At 62.1% G+C, this 20,250-nt stretch carries 19 protein-coding genes; 5 read left to right on the forward strand and 14 right to left on the reverse strand.

Annotated features, from left to right (window positions below; translation table 11 throughout):
• Positions 1 to 122 precede the first annotated feature (122 nt).
• The 13 genes from G7Y31_RS06015 to G7Y31_RS06075 all read right to left on the reverse strand — a co-directional run bounded on the left by G7Y31_RS06015 (position 123) and on the right by G7Y31_RS06075 (position 13,418).
• A complete protein-coding gene (locus G7Y31_RS06015) occupies positions 123 to 1,304 on the reverse strand; it encodes an HNH endonuclease signature motif containing protein (protein ID WP_165008116.1) in 1,182 nt (393 codons plus the stop codon).
• Positions 1,305 to 1,561: 257 nt separating this feature from the next.
• Complete coding sequence (locus G7Y31_RS06020) at positions 1,562 to 2,677, reverse strand: P-loop NTPase family protein (RefSeq protein WP_165008118.1); 1,116 nt, start codon at positions 2,675 to 2,677, stop codon at positions 1,562 to 1,564.
• Complete coding sequence (locus G7Y31_RS06025; RefSeq protein WP_165008120.1) at positions 2,668 to 3,354, reverse strand: CbiQ family ECF transporter T component; 687 nt, start codon at positions 3,352 to 3,354, stop codon at positions 2,668 to 2,670. The genes G7Y31_RS06020 and G7Y31_RS06025 overlap by 10 nt, the downstream gene beginning before the upstream one ends.
• 58 nt (positions 3,355 to 3,412) lie before the next feature.
• Positions 3,413 to 4,177: an ECF transporter S component gene (locus tag G7Y31_RS06030; protein ID WP_165008122.1), complete on the reverse strand. Its 765-nt coding sequence runs from the start codon at positions 4,175 to 4,177 to the stop codon at positions 3,413 to 3,415.
• A gap of 156 nt (positions 4,178 to 4,333) precedes the next feature.
• The gene (locus tag G7Y31_RS06035; RefSeq protein ID WP_165008124.1) at positions 4,334 to 5,380 is read right to left on the reverse strand and encodes a nucleoside hydrolase; all 1,047 of its coding nucleotides are present in this window, start codon (positions 5,378 to 5,380) and stop codon (positions 4,334 to 4,336) included.
• Complete coding sequence (locus G7Y31_RS06040) at positions 5,381 to 7,012, reverse strand: ABC-F family ATP-binding cassette domain-containing protein (RefSeq protein WP_165008126.1); 1,632 nt, start codon at positions 7,010 to 7,012, stop codon at positions 5,381 to 5,383.
• Between the two features lie 54 nt (positions 7,013 to 7,066).
• On the reverse strand, positions 7,067 to 7,489 hold the full coding sequence (locus tag G7Y31_RS06045) for a metal-sulfur cluster assembly factor (protein ID WP_165008128.1): 423 nt from the start codon (positions 7,487 to 7,489) through the stop codon (positions 7,067 to 7,069).
• Complete coding sequence (gene sufU, locus G7Y31_RS06050; RefSeq protein ID WP_165008130.1) at positions 7,489 to 7,941, reverse strand: Fe-S cluster assembly sulfur transfer protein SufU; 453 nt, start codon at positions 7,939 to 7,941, stop codon at positions 7,489 to 7,491. Before sufU ends, G7Y31_RS06045 begins: the two co-directional genes overlap by 1 nt.
• Positions 7,941 to 9,188 (reverse strand): SufS family cysteine desulfurase, encoded by a 1,248-nt coding sequence (locus tag G7Y31_RS06055; protein ID WP_165008132.1) that lies wholly within the window; start codon positions 9,186 to 9,188, stop codon positions 7,941 to 7,943. Before G7Y31_RS06055 ends, sufU begins: the two co-directional genes overlap by 1 nt.
• A gap of 22 nt (positions 9,189 to 9,210) precedes the next feature.
• Positions 9,211 to 9,969 (reverse strand): Fe-S cluster assembly ATPase SufC, encoded by a 759-nt coding sequence (sufC, locus tag G7Y31_RS06060; RefSeq protein WP_165008134.1) that lies wholly within the window; start codon positions 9,967 to 9,969, stop codon positions 9,211 to 9,213.
• 33 nt (positions 9,970 to 10,002) lie between these two features.
• The gene (gene sufD / locus G7Y31_RS06065; RefSeq protein ID WP_165008136.1) at positions 10,003 to 11,226 is read right to left on the reverse strand and encodes a Fe-S cluster assembly protein SufD; all 1,224 of its coding nucleotides are present in this window, start codon (positions 11,224 to 11,226) and stop codon (positions 10,003 to 10,005) included.
• Positions 11,227 to 12,606 (reverse strand): Fe-S cluster assembly protein SufB, encoded by a 1,380-nt coding sequence (gene sufB / locus G7Y31_RS06070; RefSeq protein ID WP_235923074.1) that lies wholly within the window; start codon positions 12,604 to 12,606, stop codon positions 11,227 to 11,229.
• Between the two features lie 56 nt (positions 12,607 to 12,662).
• Positions 12,663 to 13,418 carry a helix-turn-helix transcriptional regulator gene (locus G7Y31_RS06075; RefSeq protein WP_165008140.1) on the reverse strand — a complete coding sequence of 252 codons (756 nt, stop codon included), beginning with the start codon at positions 13,416 to 13,418 and terminating at the stop codon, positions 12,663 to 12,665.
• Positions 13,419 to 13,668: 250 nt separating this feature from the next.
• Between G7Y31_RS06075 and mptB the strand changes: the two genes are divergently transcribed.
• The 5 genes from mptB to G7Y31_RS06100 are packed head-to-tail and all read left to right on the forward strand — an operon-like array spanning position 13,669 to position 19,122.
• Positions 13,669 to 15,357, forward strand: a complete 1,689-nt coding sequence (gene mptB / locus G7Y31_RS06080; RefSeq protein WP_196823645.1) for a polyprenol phosphomannose-dependent alpha 1,6 mannosyltransferase MptB — start codon at positions 13,669 to 13,671, stop codon at positions 15,355 to 15,357.
• A gap of 6 nt (positions 15,358 to 15,363) precedes the next feature.
• Positions 15,364 to 16,293 carry an ABC transporter ATP-binding protein gene (locus G7Y31_RS06085; protein WP_165008142.1) on the forward strand — a complete coding sequence of 310 codons (930 nt, stop codon included), beginning with the start codon at positions 15,364 to 15,366 and terminating at the stop codon, positions 16,291 to 16,293.
• A 39-nt stretch (positions 16,294 to 16,332) separates the two neighbouring features.
• Positions 16,333 to 17,109, forward strand: coding sequence for an ABC transporter permease (locus tag G7Y31_RS06090; RefSeq protein ID WP_165008144.1), 777 nt, complete (start codon positions 16,333 to 16,335; stop codon positions 17,107 to 17,109).
• 19 nt (positions 17,110 to 17,128) lie between these two features.
• Positions 17,129 to 18,148, forward strand: coding sequence for a COX15/CtaA family protein (locus G7Y31_RS06095; RefSeq protein WP_165008146.1), 1,020 nt, complete (start codon positions 17,129 to 17,131; stop codon positions 18,146 to 18,148).
• Between the two features lie 11 nt (positions 18,149 to 18,159).
• Positions 18,160 to 19,122 (forward strand): quinone oxidoreductase family protein, encoded by a 963-nt coding sequence (locus G7Y31_RS06100; protein WP_165008148.1) that lies wholly within the window; start codon positions 18,160 to 18,162, stop codon positions 19,120 to 19,122.
• 124 nt (positions 19,123 to 19,246) lie between these two features.
• On the opposite strand, the gene G7Y31_RS06105 is transcribed toward G7Y31_RS06100, so the two are convergent.
• Positions 19,247 to 20,191: a heme o synthase gene (locus G7Y31_RS06105; protein WP_165008150.1), complete on the reverse strand. Its 945-nt coding sequence runs from the start codon at positions 20,189 to 20,191 to the stop codon at positions 19,247 to 19,249.
• Positions 20,192 to 20,250 lie beyond the last annotated feature (59 nt).

Genomic DNA, 20,250 nt, shown 5'->3' on the forward strand with positions numbered 1-20,250 from the left:
GGTTGGAGCTGTGTGCTTTCCGATGCCGCCAGCTTCCCACCTTCAGCATTCCTACTGTCTGGCAAGAGGCCGTATACCTTCCGGCCGGCTGGCCGTGAGGCCGTTAGCTGGTCTGCTGGCGGCTAGGCTTCCGGTGGCGGTGTTGCCTGGTGGTGGGCTTCCGGTGGTGGTGTTGCTTGGTGGTGGGCGGGCGGTGGGGTGTCGGTGGGTGGGAAGGTGGTGGGTGTGGCTGATGGCGGTGTGGGCGCGGGCCGGGTTTGTATTGGTGGGGCGCCACCGGGTGCTTGCCACCCAACCCCGGTACCCATGCGCACCATCCGGCCCCGGGTTATCGGGATGCCATCTGGTGGGTGGTCCTCATTAGCACCGTTATGGTGCGGACACAATGGGGTCAGATTCGACATGTTGGTCTGGCCACCCTGGTTCCAGGGCTGGATGTGGTGAATCTGGCACTTATCAAACGGCAAGTGACAGCCTATCCAGGAGCATTCCGCACCCTCGGCAAGTAGCAATAAGCGTTGCTTAGAGTTAGCGGTACGCGAGTAGCGGTATAAGTCCAACGGACCATGCTCGCGCGATAGCGCTGCGATAAACCCGTAGTCCAGGCACAACCGTTCCAGCAGGTCTTTGCCGGTGAGGATGGCGCCGTTGGAGGCGCGGACGCGGATATCGGCATCGGTGGGATACCGGCCGGGGTTGTGCATCCGGTCGACGAACTCACAGATCTGATCCAGGTAGATGGGGATGATTGGGATGTAGCGTTGTTTGCCAGCCCCTGTGCCCCTGAAGGCTGCAAGGAAGCTTTCTACTTGGTCTTGAGGGTCAACTACGGCGTGGACGTCCATGATGTCGACAGACTTGCCTGTGGCTCTTAGCGTGGCCAGACCATTAACGTGGTGGGTAAGTTTTACGCCTTCTTTAACTTCACGTGGCTTGGCTAGTTTCTTTAGCTGCTCACGCGCGACTGCTTCAATCTCAGCGGCAGGCGTTTTGCACAGTTTGGCGCGTAGTTTCCATTTGGCGAGTTTGTCACTAACTCGCTTGGTTTTGGTCTCGATGAGGTCGAGGGCGAAGATGCTGTGTCCTTGGGTGCGGGCGGCGGTTAGGGCTTTGTATTGCAGGCCGGTGTAGGTGGTATCCCCGTAGTAGGTGGTGTGGAGGGTGATGGTTTTGGCTGCTGCTAGTGGGCACCAGCCTTGGGCGACGAGGCTTTCTACGGTCTCACCGGCTAGCTCGGCGAGACCGTCAATAAAGGCGCCAGGCGCTGTGGGCCCTGGTCCTATTAGCGTCGTCTCGAGGTTCATGGCATCGACACTAAACCGGCCGGTATTGCCTGCGCAAGGGTCAATTTTCACATTGTCTAATGGAGTGTGCAATGAGGGTAAACTTTGGGACGATTTACCGATGGTAATGGGGGCACCCACACGGGGGTAGCGCACTTGCGGCGCGCAAGCAGGATTGTGGTCGAGGTCGGCGCCAGGCGAACGGGATGGCAACCAGGATGTCGGCGCCGCGTCGTGGAAACGGGTCAGGAGTAGGCGTCGGGCGGCGCGGGGCGCACTTATGGTTCCAGCGTAAACTCCCGCACGGGCGCGTAGTGGCTCACCCGCTGGGCAAAGCCCGGGTCGTGGGTAGTGAGCACCACGGATCGCCCCTCGCGTATGGCAAGGGATATGAGCTGGTGGATATGGCGTTGGCCTTGGGCATCGGCAAGCGTGTCGGGCTCATCGAGGAGCACTACTTCCCTGCCCTGCCTGCGCGCGGTTACCACCGCGTGGGCCACCTGGGCCACGCGCAATTGTGCGGTGCTGACATCTAGCGGGTGGTCCCCACCGGGCAGTCCGAGTGCTTCGACCAACTCCGCATCGCCCACTAAAGAGCTGATCGTGGGCACTATCGCCTGATCCATGGGCGATTGCAGCGCTAAAGCCGGCGGCTGCCCACTGGGATCCAGTGCAGCCTTGGCGCCATCGAGCCCGGCCGCTGCCCGTAGCAAGGTGGTCTTGCCCGAACCGTTGGCCCCACGCAGCCACGTCACCGCTCCTGGTGCCAGCGGCAGCGTCACGGGCCCCACGCTAAAGTCCGCGCCTTGCGGGGCGTGAAGGTGCCACCACCGGCGTCGTCCCGCTTGGCGCCGACCTAGCAGCGGGCCATAGGCAAACTCGGCGCCCGGGGTGGGCGGCACGGGGTGAGCGACGGGGGCATCGGCAAGCTCATGCTCACCTTGGACCACAATGACGGCGGTTTGCGGCAGTGACTCCAGCACCGCCTGCACCTGCTGGCGTGACTGGGGATCGAGCCCGGCATAGGGTTCGACCACGATGAGCTGCGGCGGCTGAGCAATGGCCACCGCCCCGATGGCCAGGCGACGTGTCTGCCCGCCGGACAAGCGCGCGGGATGGCGCTGGGCCAGAGCCTGCAAACCCATCGCGTCAAGCATCTGCTCCACGCGCGGGGCCATATCCGCACGCGGCATACCGCGATGCTCCAAGGCCAGCGCCAGCTCCTCCCGCACAGTATCGCGCAAGAGGCTAATGTGCGCTGCGGCGTCTGCGCCCACTATCGCCTCCACGCCCAGATGCTGAGCTAGCCGATGCGCCTCCTGGTCACTGTTGTGCTTAAAACTCACCGTGACCTCGGTAATCTGGCCCGGGATGGGGGTAATGTTTAGGTCCATAGCACCGCCCCGATGGCGCTGAGGGTGGCGAGTAACAAGGCCCAGCGCAGCCAGCCGCCCCGGCGGGTATCCGCCACCGGTTCAAGGACAGTGCGCGGGCCAGGGCGGTCGAAGCCGATGGCTGCGAGGGCCTCGCCGCGCTGGGTGCCTTGGGTGAGAAGTCGCGCGATGACGGGGACAATTACCTGCGGCACCACCGTATTCCAGCGCGTGCGCACGCCGCGCAGCCGGTTGGCGTCGCGGACCGCGCGCACGGCATGAGCGCCCTGCGGTAGGGACTGTAGGGAGGCCCCCACCACGTAGGCGGCCTTATGCCCCAGGCGGGATGCTTGCAGCCATTTGGCGACGTCGGCTACCTTTAGCGCCGCGGCAGCGGCCAGCATGCAGGCCATGAGGGCGCTAAAACGCAGGGCCAATACGGCAGCGAGTATCAGACCATCGCTGGTAAGCAAAGGGGCAATGCGGTGGTGGCCGTATGGGGCGTGGATGAGCACCATGGATAATGCCGTGGGCACAGACAGCGCGGCCGTGGTAGCAACAACGGACAGTGAGCCGGCGGCTATGGTCCCTGCCAGGAGTGCAGCCAGGAGGACGCCGGCCGAGACCCACGGCTGATTAGCCGCTATAACCGCCAGCCAAGCGCATGCGGCGGCAGTGAGCACGGTGGCTGGATGCACAGGAGTCGCGGCCTTTCTGCGGGGACGGGGCGGATGAGGAGGTGAATGATAGGGCGAACTAGCGGGCTAGCGGGAGTGACTGGGGGCGCAGGGAGGCCAGGGTGCGCTGCGGCAAGGCCTTGATGGCAGCCCACACGATAAGGAATACGATGGCCTTGTCTAATGGATCTGAGGCAAAGGACTGCAGCGTGACCGAGGCGATGAGCGAGTGCCCGGCCTCGCGGAAGAAGGACACCAGCGCGCCCGTGCCCAACCCGGCGGTACCGCCGTAGACGAATGCGGCCACAGGAGCGGCCAACATGCCGCTGATGAGGCCTAGGATCGCGCCGGAGAGCACCACCTTCCACCAGGCGGTGAAGGCGCCGCGGTTAATGGCCCATCCGGCCAGAAAACCGGTGGCAGCGGACACGGCCGCGAAGGGCAAGGCGGCGGGGTTGATTAGTCCCCACACCACAGACGACAGCGTGCCGGTGGCCAGGCCTGCGATGGGGCCTGCCAGGGCGGCTACCAAGACGGTTCCCACCGAGTCCAGGTAGAGCGGAATACCGATGGAGCCGATGATCTCCCCGACCACGATGTTGAGTACCAGCGCGACGGGGATGAGTGCGATGGTGCGTGCAGGCAGCGCCGGCACAGTGCCCGCAAGCAGAAGGGCTGCGCCGGAGAGATAACCAACCAGGGTGATGAGGGCCTCTGTGGATCCGGCAACAGATTCCCAGTTGGTGGGACGCAGCAGCACCAAGTACAGCCAGGTGGCCAGCACCAGCAATGTGCCCCCAGCCACGATGGCTTTGCGCGCGGGTGAAAGAGAAATCTGTGACATAAAAATACTCGTTGTTATGAATGGTTGTTGGGAGTCGTCCTTGGGAAACGACCAATGCTGTGGATCCTGTGCTTAAAAAGCGCGGGATGCACGGGCGGGACTACCTATGTCACCTCGGTAGCACCGCTGTAGCGTATGAGAAACGCAGCAAGTATGTTAGTGGCCTGCCGCAGAATCTGCCAAAATCTCCGCGGCGCGGGTCAACTCCGCGTGGGCGGCTGGGATGTCCACGGCGGTTACCAGGCGGGTGTTTGGTGCTCGGTCCCAGTGGCCGCGCAAGTCCGCCACCGAGGTCCCGCGCAGCAGCGGGGAATCCGCCTCCACGGCAACCGTGGTATCCACGTACTCGTAGGCGACGGTGTCGAGGGCCACCATGCAGGTAAGCAGGTCATGGATCTGCGCCTGGTATCCCTCGCCCTGTTGCTGATGGAACTCGAAATAGAAGCGCAGAACCTCCGGAAGAATGCCCGCCGCGGGGTGGCGCCCCAGGCTGTCCACCAGCCGGTTTAAACGCGGGGGATCAATGAGGAATTGCTCCGTGACCTCCAGCGAACACAGGGTGGTGGGCTGGCCGGGAGGGGTGGCAGCCGCAAAATAGTGTGCTGCCGCGTGGGGGTCCACCCAGAAGTTCCACTCGGCGGTGGGCGTGGTGTTGCCCCGGTAGTTTATGGCCCCGCCCATCACCGTCCGGCTGGCAAAGGAAGCCGTAGCGTCCGCTAGGTTGGTCAGGGGGCCGGTGACAATGAGGTGAGCGTCGCGCGCTGCGGCTGCCGCCAGCAATTCCTGTGCGTCCTGCGCGCCGCGGTGAGCAGGCCCGGTCTCAGAGCCGGTACCGAGCGGGGAACCGAGCCCGGAACCGGGCGTGTCGGGTGCCCGGTGGTAGCCCAGCCCCCACTGGCCGTGCGTCTCCGGGGTGGTGACCAGATCTACGGCCACCGGCCCAGGGGCGCCTGCCGCTACGGGAATCTCTGGCAAACCGCACAGCGCTAAAAGGTAGGCCGCATTCCGGGCAGTGGTGTCTACGTCCACGTTGCCCGCGGTGGTGGTCAGCCCCACTAGTTCGATTTCCCCGGCATGGTGCAAAGCGGCCAGGTAGAAGATTGCGAGGGCATCATCAATCCCCGGGTCACAGTCCAGATGCACCAACCGGGGTTCGCGGTGCTGGCTGGAAGTGGGCGTGCCGGAAGCGTGCGAGTTGCCCATCTACGCCAGCTCCACAATCTCCAGGTAGGAATCAGACCACAGGTCCTCGTCCCCATCCGGCATGATGATTACGCGTTCCGGCTCCAGGGCTTTGACCGCGCCCGGGTCGTGGGTCACCAGCACCACTGCGCCGGTGTAGGTGGCCAGGGCGTCGAGAACCTGCTCGCGTGATTGGGGGTCCAGGTTATTGGTGGGCTCGTCCAAGAGCAAGACATTCGCCCGGGAGGAGACCAAAGTTGCCAGAGACAAGCGCGTCTTCTCACCACCAGATAGGGTGCCGGCGGGCTGCTCTAGCTTCTCACCGGAAAACATGAATGCACCTAGCAGGCCGCGCAGGTCTTGCTGGCCGGCATCTGGGCAGGCTTCAATGGTGTTTTCCCAGACTGTCTTGTCCGGGTCGATATTGTCGTGCTCCTGCGCGAAGTAGCCTATGCGCAGGCCATGCCCGGTAACAATGCCGCCTTCCCCATCGGTACGCTCCACCCCAGCGAGGAGTTTGAGCAAAGTTGTCTTTCCCGCACCGTTGTAGCCCAGGACCACTACGCGCGAGCCCCTATCAATAGCCAGGTCTACCCCGGCGAAGACTTCCAGCGAGCCATACATCTTGGTCAGCCCCTTGGCATTGAGAGGCGTCTTGCCACACGGAGCTGGCTCCGGGAACTTGATGGAGGCCACTTTATCGGCCACACGGACCTCGTCCAGCTGGTTCATCATCCGGTCCGCCCGGGCCAGCATTTGCTTGGCCGCAGCAGCTTTGGTGGCTTTGGCCCCCAGCTTTGCGGCCTGCTTTTGCAGTGCGGAGGCCTTCTTCTCCGCGTTGGCGCGTTCCCGCCTGCGCCGCGCCTCATCCGTGGCGCGGGCATCCAGGTACTTTTTAAAGCCCATGTTGTAGATGTCTGCCTCCGCGCGGACCGCGTCCAGGAACCAGACTTTATTGCACACGGCCTCTAGCAGGTCCACATCGTGGGAAATCATCACCAGGCCGCCCTCGTGCTTGGACAAAAACCCGCGCAGCCAGGTGATGGAGTCCGCGTCCAGGTGGTTGGTGGGCTCGTCTAGCAGCAGGGTGGTTTGGGACTTTCCAGAGCCTGCCGATGCCGCGAAAAGGATCTGCGCTAGCTCCACCCGGCGTCGCTGGCCACCGGAAAGGGTCTTGAGCTGCTGGTCCAAAATGCGCTGTGGAAGGCCGAGGTTGTCACAAATCTGGGCGCAGTCGGCATCAGCCTCGTAGCCGCCCAGGGACTGAAACTGCTCCTCTAGGCGGGAGAACTTCTGGATGGCCTTATCGCGGATCCGATCCGTGGCGGCCTCTTCCATCAGCTGCTGCTGTTTGAGCATGGAGCGCTTGAGTTGGTCTAGGCCCCGGGCGGATAGGACGCGCTCGCGGGCTGTCTGTTCAATGTTGCCTTCCCGGGAATCCTGTGGAAGGTAGCCAATGGGCCCGGATCGCGTGACCGTCCCGCCGTAAGGCTGGGTCTCCCCCGCCAGGATGCGCATGGTCGTTGTCTTGCCTGCGCCATTGCGCCCCACCAGGCCAATGCGATCCCCCGGTTGCACCCGTAGGTGCTGTCCGGGGGCGTCCAGCAAGGTACGCGCGCCAACGCGCACTTCGAAATCATTGGTCACAATCACAAGGGGCCAGTCTATCAACCGGCTCCAGGTGTGGCAGCGTTGTACCGCCGGTAGCTAGACGGCGAAGCCCAATGCCTGGAGCATTTCGCGCCCCTCTTCGGTAATCATGTTCGGACCCCATGGCGGCATCCAGACCCAGTTCAGGCGGACTTCATCGGCAAGCTTATTGCCCACCACAGCGTCATCAACTTGCTCGCCGATGACGTCTGTGAGCGGGCAAGCAGGCGAGGTCAAGGTCATGTTGATATGAACAATCTCCTTGGCGTCCTCGCCTTCGCCCTCCGTAGTCAGCCAGATGTCATAGACCAGGCCCAGGTCGACGATGTTGATGCCTAGCTCCGGGTCGATCACATCGCGTAGGTACTCGGCGATGTCATAGGCCTTCGCCTGCTGTTGTTCACTTTGCGGCGGGATTTCTCCGGCCCCATCAAAGTTGGCGTTGTCGTTTTGGTACGGCTCGATTAATTCTTCACTCATTACTTCTCCAATTCGTTGAGTGCTTCCGCAGTAGCGGCTTGGAAGGCCTTCCACCCCAGCAGTGCGCACTTCACGCGCGCCGGGTAGCGGGCGACACCAGAAAAGGCGATGCCGTCACCGATGAGTTCCTCATCGCCTTCCTGCGTGCCGCGGGAGGTGACCATCTGTTCAAAGTCACCCAGCTTCTCCATGGCCAGCTCCACTGGCTGCCCCACGATTTCTTCTGCCATCACGGACGTGGAGGCTTGGGAGATAGAGCAGCCCTCGGCGTGGTAGGACACGTCTTCTACCACTCGGCCATCGGCAGAGAGCTGGACGCGCAGCGTAAGCTCGTCCCCGCAGGAAGGATTGACGTGGTGGACCTCTGCCATGAAGGGGTCTCGCAGCCCAGCGTGGTGCGGGTGCTTGTAGTGGTCCAGGATGACGTCCTGGTACATCGCGTCAAGGTTCATTACTGCCCTACCTTAAAGAACTCGCGAGCGTACCGGATAGCCTCCGCCAGCGCCTCGACTTCCTCGCGAGTGTTGTACAGATAGAAACTAGCCCGCGCCGTCGATTGCGCGCTGAGTGCCCGGTGGATTGGCCACGCGCAGTGGTGGCCCACACGGATGCACACTCCGCGGCTATCGAGCACCTGGCCCAGATCGTGCGGGTGGATGCCCTCGACGGCAAAGGAAATGGCGCCGCCGCGCTGGGTGGCGTCCTTCGGTCCGTAAATGTGCACGCCCGGAATGTCTTGGAGTAGCTCCAAAGCATAGGTAACCAGCTCGTGTTCGTGGGCGGCAATCGCCTCCATGCCGATATCCGAAAGGAACTTCACGGCAGCACCAAGACCGACCACCTGGGAGGTCATCTGTGTGCCGGCTTCAAAGCGCTGCGGCGGTGCGGCAAAAGTGGTGCCGTCCATCTTCACGACCTCAATCATGGACCCACCGGTGAGGAATGGCGGCAGCTGCGCTAGGTGCTCAGCCTTCCCGTAGAGCACGCCCACACCCGTAGGTCCACACATTTTGTGCCCGGAAAAGGCCGCAAAGTCGACATCGAGGGCGTGAAAATCCACCGGCATATGCGGGACGGACTGGCAGGCATCCAGCACCACCAGCGCGTTTACCGCGCGGGCTCGCCGCACCAGCTCCTCGACATCCGCTACCGCCCCGGTCACATTGGACTGGTGGGTAAAAGCTACCACCTTGACGGATGGATCCAACTCTAAGGAGTCCATGTCGATCCGGCCATCGGCAGTGGTGCCGTACCACTTCAGCGTTGCGCCAGTACGCCGAGCCAGCTCCTGCCAGGGCACCAGATTGGCGTGGTGCTCCAGCTCGGTGACCACGATGGTGTCTGATGCAGTGACTTGCAGGTCACCAGCCCGGTCATCACCCAAGACGTAGGCAACCTCGTTGAGGGCCTCGGTGGCGTTTTTAGTAAACGCGATCTCGGTCTCGGCGGCCCCCACGAAGGCAGCGATGGCCGCACGCGCTTCCTCATAGGCGTCGGTAGCCTCTTCGGCGAGTTGATATGCCCCGCGGTGCACCGGTGCATTGGTGCCCAGGACAAAGTCCTCCTCCGCCTTCCACACGGGCAGGGGGCGCTGTGAGGTGGCACCCGAATCCAGGTACACCAGCGGCCTATCCCCCCGCACCTTGCGTTGCAGGATGGGGAATTGGCTGCGGATAGCGTTCACGTCAACAATCGACATGAATCTTCTTTCTCTCGCGGGTTTACTTGATGAACTGGTCGTAGCCCTCAGCCTCAAGCTGGTCTGCCAGCTCAGCGCCGCCGGTGGTGACAATCTTGCCATCGGCGAAAACATGCACGAAGTCGGGCTTAACATAGTTGAGGATGCGCTTGTAGTGGGTGATCATCAAGATGCCGCCATCGGTTTGCTCCTGGTAGCGGTTGATCCCCTCGGAGACAATGCGCAAGGCGTCCACGTCTAGACCAGAGTCAGTCTCATCCATCACCGCAAACTTGGGCTTCAAGATGTCGAGCTGCATGACTTCATGGCGCTTCTTCTCACCACCGGAAAAGCCCTCGTTGACGTTGCGGGAGATGAAGGACTTGTCGATCGACAGCGCCTCGCGGGCTGCATTGAGCTCCTGGTTCCATTCGCGCAGCTTCGGGGCCTCACCGCGCACGGCCGTAACCGCAGAACGCATAAACTGGGACACCTTCACACCCGGGATTTCCGTGGGGTACTGCATGGCCAAAAACAGGCCGGCGCGGGCGCGCTCATCGACTTCCATCTCCAACAGGTTCTCCCCGTCCAGCAGGACTTCACCAGCGGTGACCTCATACTTGGGGTGGCCGGCAATGGTGTAGGACAAGGTGGACTTGCCAGAGCCGTTGGGGCCCATGATGGCGTGAATCTCACCGGAGTTGATGGTGAGGTTGACGCCTTTGAGGATTTCCTTCGGCTCGGCATTTTCATCAGAAGGGAGAACCTGGGCGTGCAGGTTCTTGATTTCCAGAGTAGACATATGGGGATTTCTTTCTTGACGTGATGGCGGGGACTAGATGGTGACCTTGGTGAGCTCATCGACCACGCGAGACTCCAGGTCTTCGCGCAGCGACTCCACTGGGATGCGGCTGATGACCTCGGAGAAGAAGCCGCGGATGATCAGGCGGCGGGCCTCATCAGCCGGAATACCGCGGGACTGCAGGTAGAAGACTTCCAAGTCATCGAAGCGGCCCACCGTCGCAGCGTGGCCCGCACCAGCAATGTCGCCGGTTTGGATCTCCAGGTTGGGCACCGCGTCCGCGCGGGCCCCATCGGAGAGAATCAAGTTGTTGCTGGTCTCATAGGTATCCGTATTGGTGGCATCCTTGCGGATGAGCACGTCGCCCACCCAGCAGGTGCGCGCCTCGGGGGCGCGGCCGGAAGCGGACCCGGACGTGGCGGGGGCATCGGCAGACCCGGCAGACTGGGCAGCAGACCCAGCTGCGGGGCCCTGCAGGGCGCCCTTGTAGAAGACCCGGGAGCGGCAATTGGGCACCGAGTGGTCCACCAGCAGGCGGTTTTCAAAGTACTGGCCGGCATCGGCAAAGTAGACGCCAAGTAGCTCGGCATCGCCGCCGGGAGCGGTGAACTCCACGCGTGGCACAATGCGCACAATCTCTCCGCCGAAAATAGCTGTGTTGTGGCGCAACACAGCGTCGCGCCCCAGCTTGATCACCTGGTGGGACAAGTGCACGGCGTCATTGTCCCAATCTGCGTCAACCACTACGGTGACCTGGGCGCCGTCGCCGATAACGAACTCAATGTTATCGGCGTGAGTGCCGCTGCCCTCATACTTCAGCACGACGGTGGCCTGGGCGTGGTGGCCCACGTGAATGGAGGTCGCCCCGAAAGTGGTCACGCCCTCGCCAGCACCGGTGATGGTGACCTGCACGGGCTCAGTCAATGCGGCATCGGCAGGGATGGTCACCACCTGTGCCTGCGGCATGGAGCTCCAGGCCTGGGCAGCCACGCGATCAGCCGGAGCACCCGCAACGCCGAGGCGCTCATCGCCCGGCTCCACGGTCTCAGAGCTCACATGCTGCGGGGCGCTAACAGTAATGCGCTGGGCGGCAACTGGGGCGAACTCACCGTTGTGCAGGCCGCGCAGATTGCGCAGGGCGACAAAGCGCCACACCTCATCGCGACCGTGCGGGACCGGAAAGTCCTCCACATTAAAGGAGGTGAACTGATCACCCTTGGTCACATCAGCCGGGTTAAATTCGTTGGACGCTACCACTTAGCCCACCGATCCTTCCATCTGCAGTTCAATAAGGCGGTTGAGTTCCAAGGCGTACTCCATGGGCAGCTCCTTGGCAATCGGCTCCACAAAGCCGCGCACGATCATGGCCATGGCCTCCTCCTCGCTAATGCCACGCGACATCAGGTAGAACAACTGCTCTTCAGAGACCTGGGAAACCGTGGCCTCATGGCCCAAGGTGACGTACTCATTGCGAATGTCGTTATACGGATAAGTATCCGAACGCGAGTCGTTATCCACCAGCAGCGCGTCGCACTCCACGTTCGCCGTCGAATGCGCAGCATTGGTATTGACCTGCACCAAACCACGGTAGGCGGCGCGGCCCCCATTGCGAGCCACGGACTTAGAGACAATGTTGGAGGAGGTCCGCGGGGCCATATGCACCATCTTGGACCCAGTGTCTTGAACCTGTCCCTCCCCGGCGAATGCCAGGGAAAGGACCTCGCCCTTGGCGTGCTCGCCGGTAAGCCAGCAGGAAGGGTACTTCATGGTGACCTTGGAGCCAATGTTGCCATCGACCCACTCCATGGTGCCACCCTCTTCGACCTTGGCACGCTGGGTCACCAAGTTGTAGACGTTGGTGGACCAGTTTTGGATGGTGGTGTAGCGGCAGCGGCCACCCTTCTTCACCACAATCTCAATCACACCGGTGTGCAGGGAGTCAGAGTTATAGATCGGCGCAGTGCACCCCTCGATGTAGTGCACGTAGGCGTCTTCCTCGACGATGATCAGCGTGCGCTCGAACTGGCCCATGTTTTCGGTGTTGATGCGGAAGTAGGCCTGCAGCGGAATATCCACGTGCACGCCCTTGGGCACGTAGACAAAGGAACCACCGGACCAGCACGCGTTGTTCAGCGCGGAGAACTTGTTGTCGCCGGCCGGGATCACGGTACCGAAGTACTCTTGGAGGATCTCCGGGTACTCGCGCACCGCAGTATCGGTGTCCACGAAGATAACACCCTGGGCTTCCAGGTCTTCGCGAATCTTGTGGTAGACCACCTCAGACTCGTACTGGGCGGCCACACCAGAGACTAGGCGCTTCTTTTCGGCATCCGGAATACCCAGCTTGTCATAGGTTTCCTTAATATCCGCCGGCAGATCATCCCAGGTTTGGGCCTGCTTTTCCGTGGAGCGCACGAAGTACTTAATGTTATCGAAATCGATGGCGGAGAGATCCGGACCCCACGTGGGCACAGGTTTCTTATTGAAGATCCGCAGCGCCTTCAAGCGGGATTCCAGCATCCATTCCGGTTCATTCTTCTTGGCGGAAATGTCGCGGACAACGTCCTCGCTAAGGCCGCGGTGGGCGGCCTGGCCTGCCTCGTCCGAGTCGTGCCAGCCGTACTCATACGCACCCATGGACTCAATGATCTGATCATCAGTCAGCTTTTCTGACTGCTGGGGTTGGACCTGTGTCACGAAGCGCTCCTTTCATTGGTGTGTGTAACTGGGGTTAAGGGGATGTTTGTGGTGCAGATTCCGTGGCCATCAGCGATGGAGGCCAGCGGTTGCACGTGTGTGCCTAAGAGGGCGGAGAAGACCTCTGCCTCCGCTTCGCATAATTCCGGGTGCTGGGCGGCAACGTGCGCGATCGGACAGTGGTGCTGGCAAATCTGCACCCCATTGCCCGCGGTGGTAACCGTGGCGGCGTATCCATGGCCGTCCAAGACGGCGGCCAATTGCCGTGCCGTCGCGGCAATCTCCTCGGGGTTGTCCGGGTTTTCTACCAGCGGAGTCACGTCCGCGATCATCTTTTCAAAACGCGCCTTGGCAAAAGCCTTGACAGCCTGGGGGCCTCCCACGGCGCGCAGCGCCTGCAGGGCATCAGCAGCCAGGGCATCATAAGAATGGCCAAAGTGGGCGCGGCCGGAATCAGTGAGGCGGAAGTGCTTAGCGGGACGCCCACGGCCTGTCCCGGCAGCTGCTGCCGGACGCCGGGTGACGACTTCGCTTAAGCCTTCTTCCAACAAAATGTCTAGGTGTCGCCGCACGCCGGCGGCAGAAAGCCCCAGCTTCTTTCCCAGGTAGGACGCCGTGACTGGACCGTCCTTGAGCATCAGCAGCATGATATGCCTGCGCGTGTCCCCCTCCGTGGAGCGAGTCTCTTTCGCGGAAGCTGCTAACGCAGATGCAGCGTGGCGCGAAGATCCTCCGGAGTGTGCGGGTGACATTGGCGGCATACCTCCTTACGTTTCCTGCATGCCAGTGATGAACCAGTGGTGAAGAACTGCGACTGTTTAGACAACACTAGTGTTCCCTAATTCATTCCCAATTGCCACCTACGCAGGTTAGGCGCGTGTCGGCTGCCTGCATGCTCTAAGATCTCCACTCGTGAGGAAAGCAGGACCACCGGACAATCGGGCGCCACGCAAGCGCCGCTGGCGCGGCCAGTGGGAAGACGTGCGCGCCCAATTGCCGCGCATGGGCGCGCCCGGCTCGCGTTCCTCCGAACTGCACGGTCCCGTCGGCGGGGACCCGGAGCGCTTCGATTTGCTCACCACGGGCACGGGCCTGGGCCCGGCTGCGGATCATTCCACCATCGCCCAGCTGCGCCACTTCTTTGCCCTGCGCTGGATGGGCACGGCTGGCGCGTTGTTTATTGCGTGCGGTGGCTGGGGTGCCGGGGCCCTCCCCGTGGTGGATAACCCCTATGACCGCACCCTCGTGGGATCGGTGCTGGGCCGGATGCTGCAGGCTTCCTCCGCGCTGGTCTTTATCGGCATCGGCCTGTTAGTCCTGGCTTGGGTAGGTATGGCTCCTTTCCTCGGGCATCGGCTCCCCTTTCGCGCCAAAACCAGCTCCGCCCACCCCGCCCCGCGGCAACGCTTGGTCACCGCTGGTCTGATGTGGCGCACCTGGGCTGGCTGGGTCCTGCCCCTGCTGTTTACCGCTCCGCTATTTACCCAGGACATTTACTCCTACTTGGCTAATGGGTCGCTGATTGTGGGCGGCGGCGACCCCTATGCCGGTGGTCCCGTGGAGATGCTGGGGGCCGAGCACCCTCTGGCGCGTTCCGTGCCCTTCATCTGGGCCAACTCCCCCTCTCCCTATGGCCCCGTGTCCCTCGGCTGGGCAGCGCTTATCAGCTGGGTCACCCAAGACTCCACATTTTGGGGTGTCCTGGCGCACCGTGTGCTCTCCGTGGCGGGAATCATTGCTGCTGGCTGGGGCATTGGGCGCTTAGCTTGCCGATGCCGCGTCGCCCCCGCCACTGCCCTCTGGCTCGGTATCCTCAATCCCCTGGCCCTGCTGCACCTAGTCGGCGGCATCCACAATGAGGCGCTCATGCTGGGTATGGTGCTGATGGGCATGGAGTGGGCTTTGCGGGGCATCGACAAGCTAGGAGCCCAAAGTTGGGGAACACTGATGCGCGAGGTCCTGCCCTGGTGCGCTGGTTCTGCGGTGCTGATTAGCTGCGCGGGGATGGTCAAGGTTACCGGCTTTATTGGCCTGGGCTTTACCGGCATGGCCCTGGCCCGCGCGCTCTACCTACGCCGTGGCTGGCGCAGCTGGCGGGCAGTGCTGGCAGTTGGCGTGTTCCAGGTGCTGGCGCTGGCGCTGAGCATCGGGATAGTCACGGTGGTGACCGGAATTGGGCTGGGGTGGATCACCAACCAAGGCGGAGCCGCTACCATCCGTTCCTGGATGTCCATTTCCAATAACATCGGCGTGGGAGCGGGCTACCTGGGTATGGTGCTGGGTCTGGGAGACCATACCGATGCCATGCTGGTACTCACCCGCTACGTGTGTGTGAGCATTGCCGGGCTGTTTATGCTACGTATGCTGCTGGCAACCTATCGCGGAGCTATACACCCTATTGGCGGGCTGGGCGTCTCAACCCTGGTGCTGGTGCTACTTTTCCCCGTTATTCATCCCTGGTACATGCTGTGGGCGGTCTTTCCCCTGGCCCCATGGGCAAACCGGCACTTCTTCCGCAGCGTGGTGGTGGGATATTCCGCTTTTATGAGCTTTAGCGTCCTACCGCGGGGCATGGGCCTGCCGCCGAGCACGGTGGCGGCCATCTATGGTTTAGCCCTAGCTGGGTTCATTTTGGTGGCTGGTACGTGGCTGGTGCTGTTGCGCCGCGCCGGGGTGCGTGTCCTACACTAAACAGACGTGAATACACCTTTCGATGGAAGCCACGCGCTGCGCGTAGAGTCCGTAGTGAAAACGTACGGGACTACCAACGTGGTCGACGGCCTGAGCTTCGCCCTGGAACGCGGCAGACTGCTGTGCTTGCTGGGGCCTAATGGCGCGGGCAAGACCACCACCATCGAGATGTGCGAAGGGTTCATTACCCCGACTGCGGGGCGGATCGACGTTTTGGGGATGGACCCCGCGCGCCAGCCGCACGCGGTGCGCGAAAAGATCGGCATCATGCTCCAGGGCGGGGGTTCGTATTCCGGCATTCGGGTGCAGGAGATGCTAGAGCTCAGTGCCCGGTACAGTCGCAATCCGCTGGATCCAGAGTGGTTGCTCGAAATTTTGGGCCTTCAAGGGGTGGCTCGCAATACCTACCGGCGGTTATCAGGGGGCCAACAACAGCGGCTATCACTGGCCCTGGCCATTATCGGGCGCCCAGAGCTGGTGTTTTTGGACGAGCCCACCGCAGGCATGGATGCGCAATCCCGCCTGGCGGTCTGGGAACTCATCCGCGCCTTGCGTGCCGATGGCGTCAGCATAGTGCTAACCACCCACCTTATGGACGAAGCAGAGGCTTTAGCCGATGACGTGGTCATTGTGGACCACGGCCGCGTGGTGGCCACGGGTAGCCCGGTAGAGCTGGCGCGCGCGCACGGCCCGGAGGCAATCAGTATCCATACCACTGCCGAGGTTGATCTGGCAGGTTTTGCCGCAGCTGGCATCACCGCCCAGGCGCAGCGCCCACTGCATTACCTGGTGCCGGGCCAGGCCACCACTGCGGGGATTGCTGCGGTGGCTCAAGAGCTGGACCGCCAAGGTGTGCTGGCAGTGCGTATCGAGTCCGCCACGCCCACGTTGGAAGACGTCTTTTTAGAACTGACCGGCCGGCAGTTGCGCTCCTAAACAACCTTTCCCACCATGCCCACTACAGAAAGTAGCCCCATGTCTGGATATGCACCCGGGACCTTCGCCCCAGGGACTTTTACTCCCGATGCCCGCCGGGCCAGCGTCGTCTCCATTGTTGCTGCCCAGGGCAGCATCGAGTCAAAACTCATGTTGCGCCACGGCGAGCAGCAACTGCTGAGCATCATTATCCCGGTGATGATTTTACTGGGCGGCACCCGTGTTGCCCCCAACCTGATCGGCGACCCCCAGGAACTTTTCCCCATGGTGCTCGCTATTGCTGCGACTTCGGCGGGGTTTACCGGCCAGGCCATTTCCTTGGCCTTTGACCGCCGTTATGGGGCGCTCAAGCGCACCGGGGCATCCGGCGTGCCGGCGTGGGCGATCATCGCTGGCAAAGTCATCGCGGTGCTGTCTATGGTGGCCTTGCAGCTGCTGGTGTTAGGAACGGTGGGCTATCTGGTGGGGTTCCGCACCACCGCCTGGGGGGTGCTGCTGGCCGGGCTAACCTTGATGGTGGGGGTCTGCGCGTTTACCGCGTTGGGTTTAGCTTTGGGCGGCAGGCTTAGTTCTGAGGTAGTGCTGGCGCTGTCCAACCTGATCTGGTTCTTGCTCCTGGCCGTGGTAGGTTGGGCGCTTTATTCGCAGGGCCTGGGCGATAATGGCTGGCTTAATGTAGTGCCCACGGTGGCCTTAGCGGGCGGGTTGAAGGTGGCCTTTGCCGGTTCCTTCCCCGGTATCCAATTGGCTGCGCTGGCCGTCTGGGCGCTGGCAGCCGGCTGGGCTGCGGCCCGTTGGTTCCGCTTTGAGGGCTAACCGAGTAGATTGAGATTACGTGAACTTCTTTGACCGCCTCCGCTTCTTCTTCCGTGAGGCCGCACCTTCTCTACGCGCTCAACGCCGAGTGGCCCTCATCCTGCTTATCTGCCAGGGCGGCATCACAGTCTCTGGCGCAATCGTCCGAGTCACCGGCTCCGGACTAGGTTGTGTGACCTGGCCCAACTGCCACCCGGGCTCGCTGGTGCCGCTGAAGGGTGCTGCTCCCCTGGTTCACCAGGCCATCGAGTTCGGTAACCGCTTGCTCACCTTCGTTATTGCTGCTGCCGCCATTGCCGCTGTGGTGGCTATGCATATGGCTTGCCGACGCCGCGAGCTCAAGGTCTACGCTTGGCTCAACGTCGCCGGGGTGGTCCTCCAGGCGCTCATCGGCGCGCTGTCAGTCATACTCGAACTGCAATGGTGGGCGGTGGCGTTGCACTTCCTGCCGTCGATGCTGCTGGTGTGGCTGGCCGCCATGCTCTACATCCGCATTAATGAACCAGATGATGGCACGCCGCAGCGAGTATTCCCCCAAGCCATCTCTACCCTGGGGGCAATTGCGGCCGCTGCCTTGGCGGTAGTTCTAGCCACCGGCACCATGGTTACTGGTTCCGGTGTCCACTCTGGTGATGCCGGCGTGGGCATGGAAGGCCGCCTGAACGTCGACCCGCAGGCCATGGCAATTACCCACGCGATCTGCATGTACGTCTACCTCTTCTTCACGGTGGTCACTGTGATCTTGATCTTCCGTCACCGCCTGGATCCGAAGATCAAGACTGCGGGCCTGGTACTCCTGGCGGTGATCCTCATGCAGTGGGGAATCGGCGTATTCCAGTACTACATGCACATCCCCCGCTGGACGGTTCCCATCCATGTGGCGTTTTCTTCTATCGTCACCGCCTGTACGGCCATCTTGTGGGCCCGCGGCATCATCCGCACCGGCGGTGAACCAGCCTCAGCCACGGGCTCGCCTGCTGGCGACGCCAAGCGCGCCGCCTACCTAGAAAACTCTGCACGTAAGAAGGTGACCGGCTAGGCTTGGGTGGCATGTTTGCCATTCAAGTAACACAGCACGGCGGCCCTGAGGTTCTCGAGTATGTAGAGACACACGCCCCCACCCCCACGCCGGATCAGGTTCTGGTTGATGTTGAGGTGGCGGGCGTTAACTATATTGACACCTATTACCGCGAGGGCGCCTATCCCGCCGCAACCCCTTTCATCTTGGGCCAGGAGGGCACCGGCCGGGTGGCCCATGACCCCCAGGGAAAGATTGCTCCCGGCACCAAGGTAGCGTGGGATAGCGCCATGGGCTCCTATGCCCAGCAGGTGTGCGTGGCCCGCGACCGCCTGGTGGCAGTACCGGACGAGATTGACAGTGACGTCGCCGCTAGCATGTTGCTCCAGGGAATAACCGCCCACTACCTCACTCATGGGGTGTATCAGTTGGGTGAGGGCGCAAGTTGCCTGATCACCGCCGGTGCCGGAGGCGTGGGTCTTGTGGCCACACAGATGGCCAAGAACTTAGGCGCCACGGTCTACACGGTGGTCTCTAGTGAGGAGAAGGAGGCCTTGTCCTACGAGGCCGGCGCGGATCACGTCTTCCGCTATGGCGATGACCTGGCCCAGCGCGTGCGCAGTCACAATCAGGGACGCGGCGTGGACGTGGTCTATGACGGCGTGGGGAAGGATACTTTCACCCAGTCGTTACAGGTGGTGCGTTCTCGCGGTACGGTCTGCTTGTTTGGGGCGGCCTCTGGTCCGGTGGCTCCGGTGGATCCGCAGCTGCTCAATCAGCACGGTTCGCTGTTTTTGACTCGCCCGTCTATCGGTGCGTGGACTTCCCAGGAGGGAGAATTTGAGATGCGTGCCCAGGCGGTGGTGCAGGCCGTTGCTGAGGGCAAGCTGCGACTGCGGATAGGTAAGCACTACCAGTTGGCCGATGCCGCCCAGGCGCACCGTGACCTGCAGGCGCGGGCGACCACGGGGTCCATCGTCCTGCGAGTGCAATAAGCCACGGCGCCACTACCTTCTGGCGGGTGTGGGGGCTCCCTCCTTCCGGAGAGTGCGGCAACGCTAACCGCCGGGCCCGGTGTTCCCAGTGTTTAAGCACCGGAGGGTTTTAGCACCAGAAGTGTTAGAAAAGCGTGGCGGACCAGCCGAGCATGCGGCCCAGCGGCTCCCAGCCCAGCACGGCATCGAGAGACAAGGCAATAAACAGCACCGATAGGTAGTTGTTGGAGTAAATAAACAAGCGCATGGGCTTGACTTTGGCGCCCGCGCGCACGCCTTGGTGCAGTTTGATGGCCATGCCCAAAAACACTGCGCCTGATGCCACAGCGGCGACCAAATAAATCCAGCTAGCCGCCGGGATAATCAGGAAGGACACTAGCACCGTGCCGATTGTGTACCAGATAATCTGTCGGGTCACCTCCGCTTCCGGGGCGACAACGGGCAGCATGGGCACCCCGGCAGCCTTGTAGTCCTCGCGGTACTTCATGGCCAGGGCCCAGGTGTGCGGCGGGGTCCAGAAGAAAATGATCAAAAACAGCACCACGGCTTGCCACCACCGGTCCGGTTCCCCAGCCGGTGCATTATCGCGGATGACCGCCCAGCCCACCATGGCAGGCATACAGCCAGCCAGGCCGCCCCAGACGATGTTCTGGGAATTGCGCATCTTGAGAAATTTGGTGTAGACAATGGCGTAGAAGAAGTTAGTCAGCAACACAAAGAATGCTGCCAGCCAGGAATTGGCCAGAACGCCCAGCCAGAACACGGAAAGGGCAAGCATGATCCAGGCGAAAATCGCAGCATTGCGCCGGGAAATGGTATCTCGCACCAGGGGCCGGGCGCGGGTGCGCTGCATCTTCTTATCAAGCTCGAATTCGATGACGTTATTGAAGGTGTGGGCTGCTGCCGCGCCCATCCAACCGCCGAAGATGGTGGAAATAATCAGCCACAGGTTATCCGTCACTGCCTCCACACCGCGCTGTGCTTGCAGCATGGCGGGGATTGCGGCCACGAGTAGGAGTTCGATGATCCTCGGTTTCGTCAGCGCAAAATAGGCCTTGATTGTCTCCAAGGAAATGCCCTCCAGCTTCCCACATTGCTGTTTCTTCTTTCGCCAGCACGCAGCCATCT

The organism is Corynebacterium lizhenjunii (assembly GCF_011038655.2).
Lineage (GTDB): Bacteria > Actinomycetota > Actinomycetes > Mycobacteriales > Mycobacteriaceae > Corynebacterium > Corynebacterium lizhenjunii.

Bases quoted from the DNA above. Each gene is read 5' to 3' on its own strand.
- G7Y31_RS06015 (WP_165008116.1), bottom strand. From the start codon at position 1,304: ATGAACCTCGAGACGACGCTAATAGGACCAGGGCCCACAGCGCCTGGC.
- G7Y31_RS06020 (WP_165008118.1), bottom strand. From the start codon at position 2,677: ATGGACCTAAACATTACCCCCATCCCGGGCCAGATTACCGAGGTCACG.
- G7Y31_RS06030 (WP_165008122.1), bottom strand. From the start codon at position 4,177: ATGTCACAGATTTCTCTTTCACCCGCGCGCAAAGCCATCGTGGCTGGG.
- G7Y31_RS06035 (WP_165008124.1), bottom strand. From the start codon at position 5,380: ATGGGCAACTCGCACGCTTCCGGCACGCCCACTTCCAGCCAGCACCGC.
- G7Y31_RS06045 (WP_165008128.1), bottom strand. From the start codon at position 7,489: ATGAGTGAAGAATTAATCGAGCCGTACCAAAACGACAACGCCAACTTT.
- sufU (WP_165008130.1), bottom strand. From the start codon at position 7,941: ATGAACCTTGACGCGATGTACCAGGACGTCATCCTGGACCACTACAAG.
- G7Y31_RS06055 (WP_165008132.1), bottom strand. From the start codon at position 9,188: ATGTCGATTGTTGACGTGAACGCTATCCGCAGCCAATTCCCCATCCTG.
- sufC (WP_165008134.1), bottom strand. From the start codon at position 9,969: ATGTCTACTCTGGAAATCAAGAACCTGCACGCCCAGGTTCTCCCTTCT.
- sufB (WP_235923074.1), bottom strand. From the start codon at position 12,606: ATGGGTGCGTATGAGTACGGCTGGCACGACTCGGACGAGGCAGGCCAG.
- G7Y31_RS06075 (WP_165008140.1), bottom strand. From the start codon at position 13,418: ATGTCACCCGCACACTCCGGAGGATCTTCGCGCCACGCTGCATCTGCG.
- mptB (WP_196823645.1), top strand. From the start codon at position 13,669: ATGGGCGCGCCCGGCTCGCGTTCCTCCGAACTGCACGGTCCCGTCGGC.
- G7Y31_RS06090 (WP_165008144.1), top strand. From the start codon at position 16,333: ATGTCTGGATATGCACCCGGGACCTTCGCCCCAGGGACTTTTACTCCC.
- G7Y31_RS06100 (WP_165008148.1), top strand. From the start codon at position 18,160: ATGTTTGCCATTCAAGTAACACAGCACGGCGGCCCTGAGGTTCTCGAG.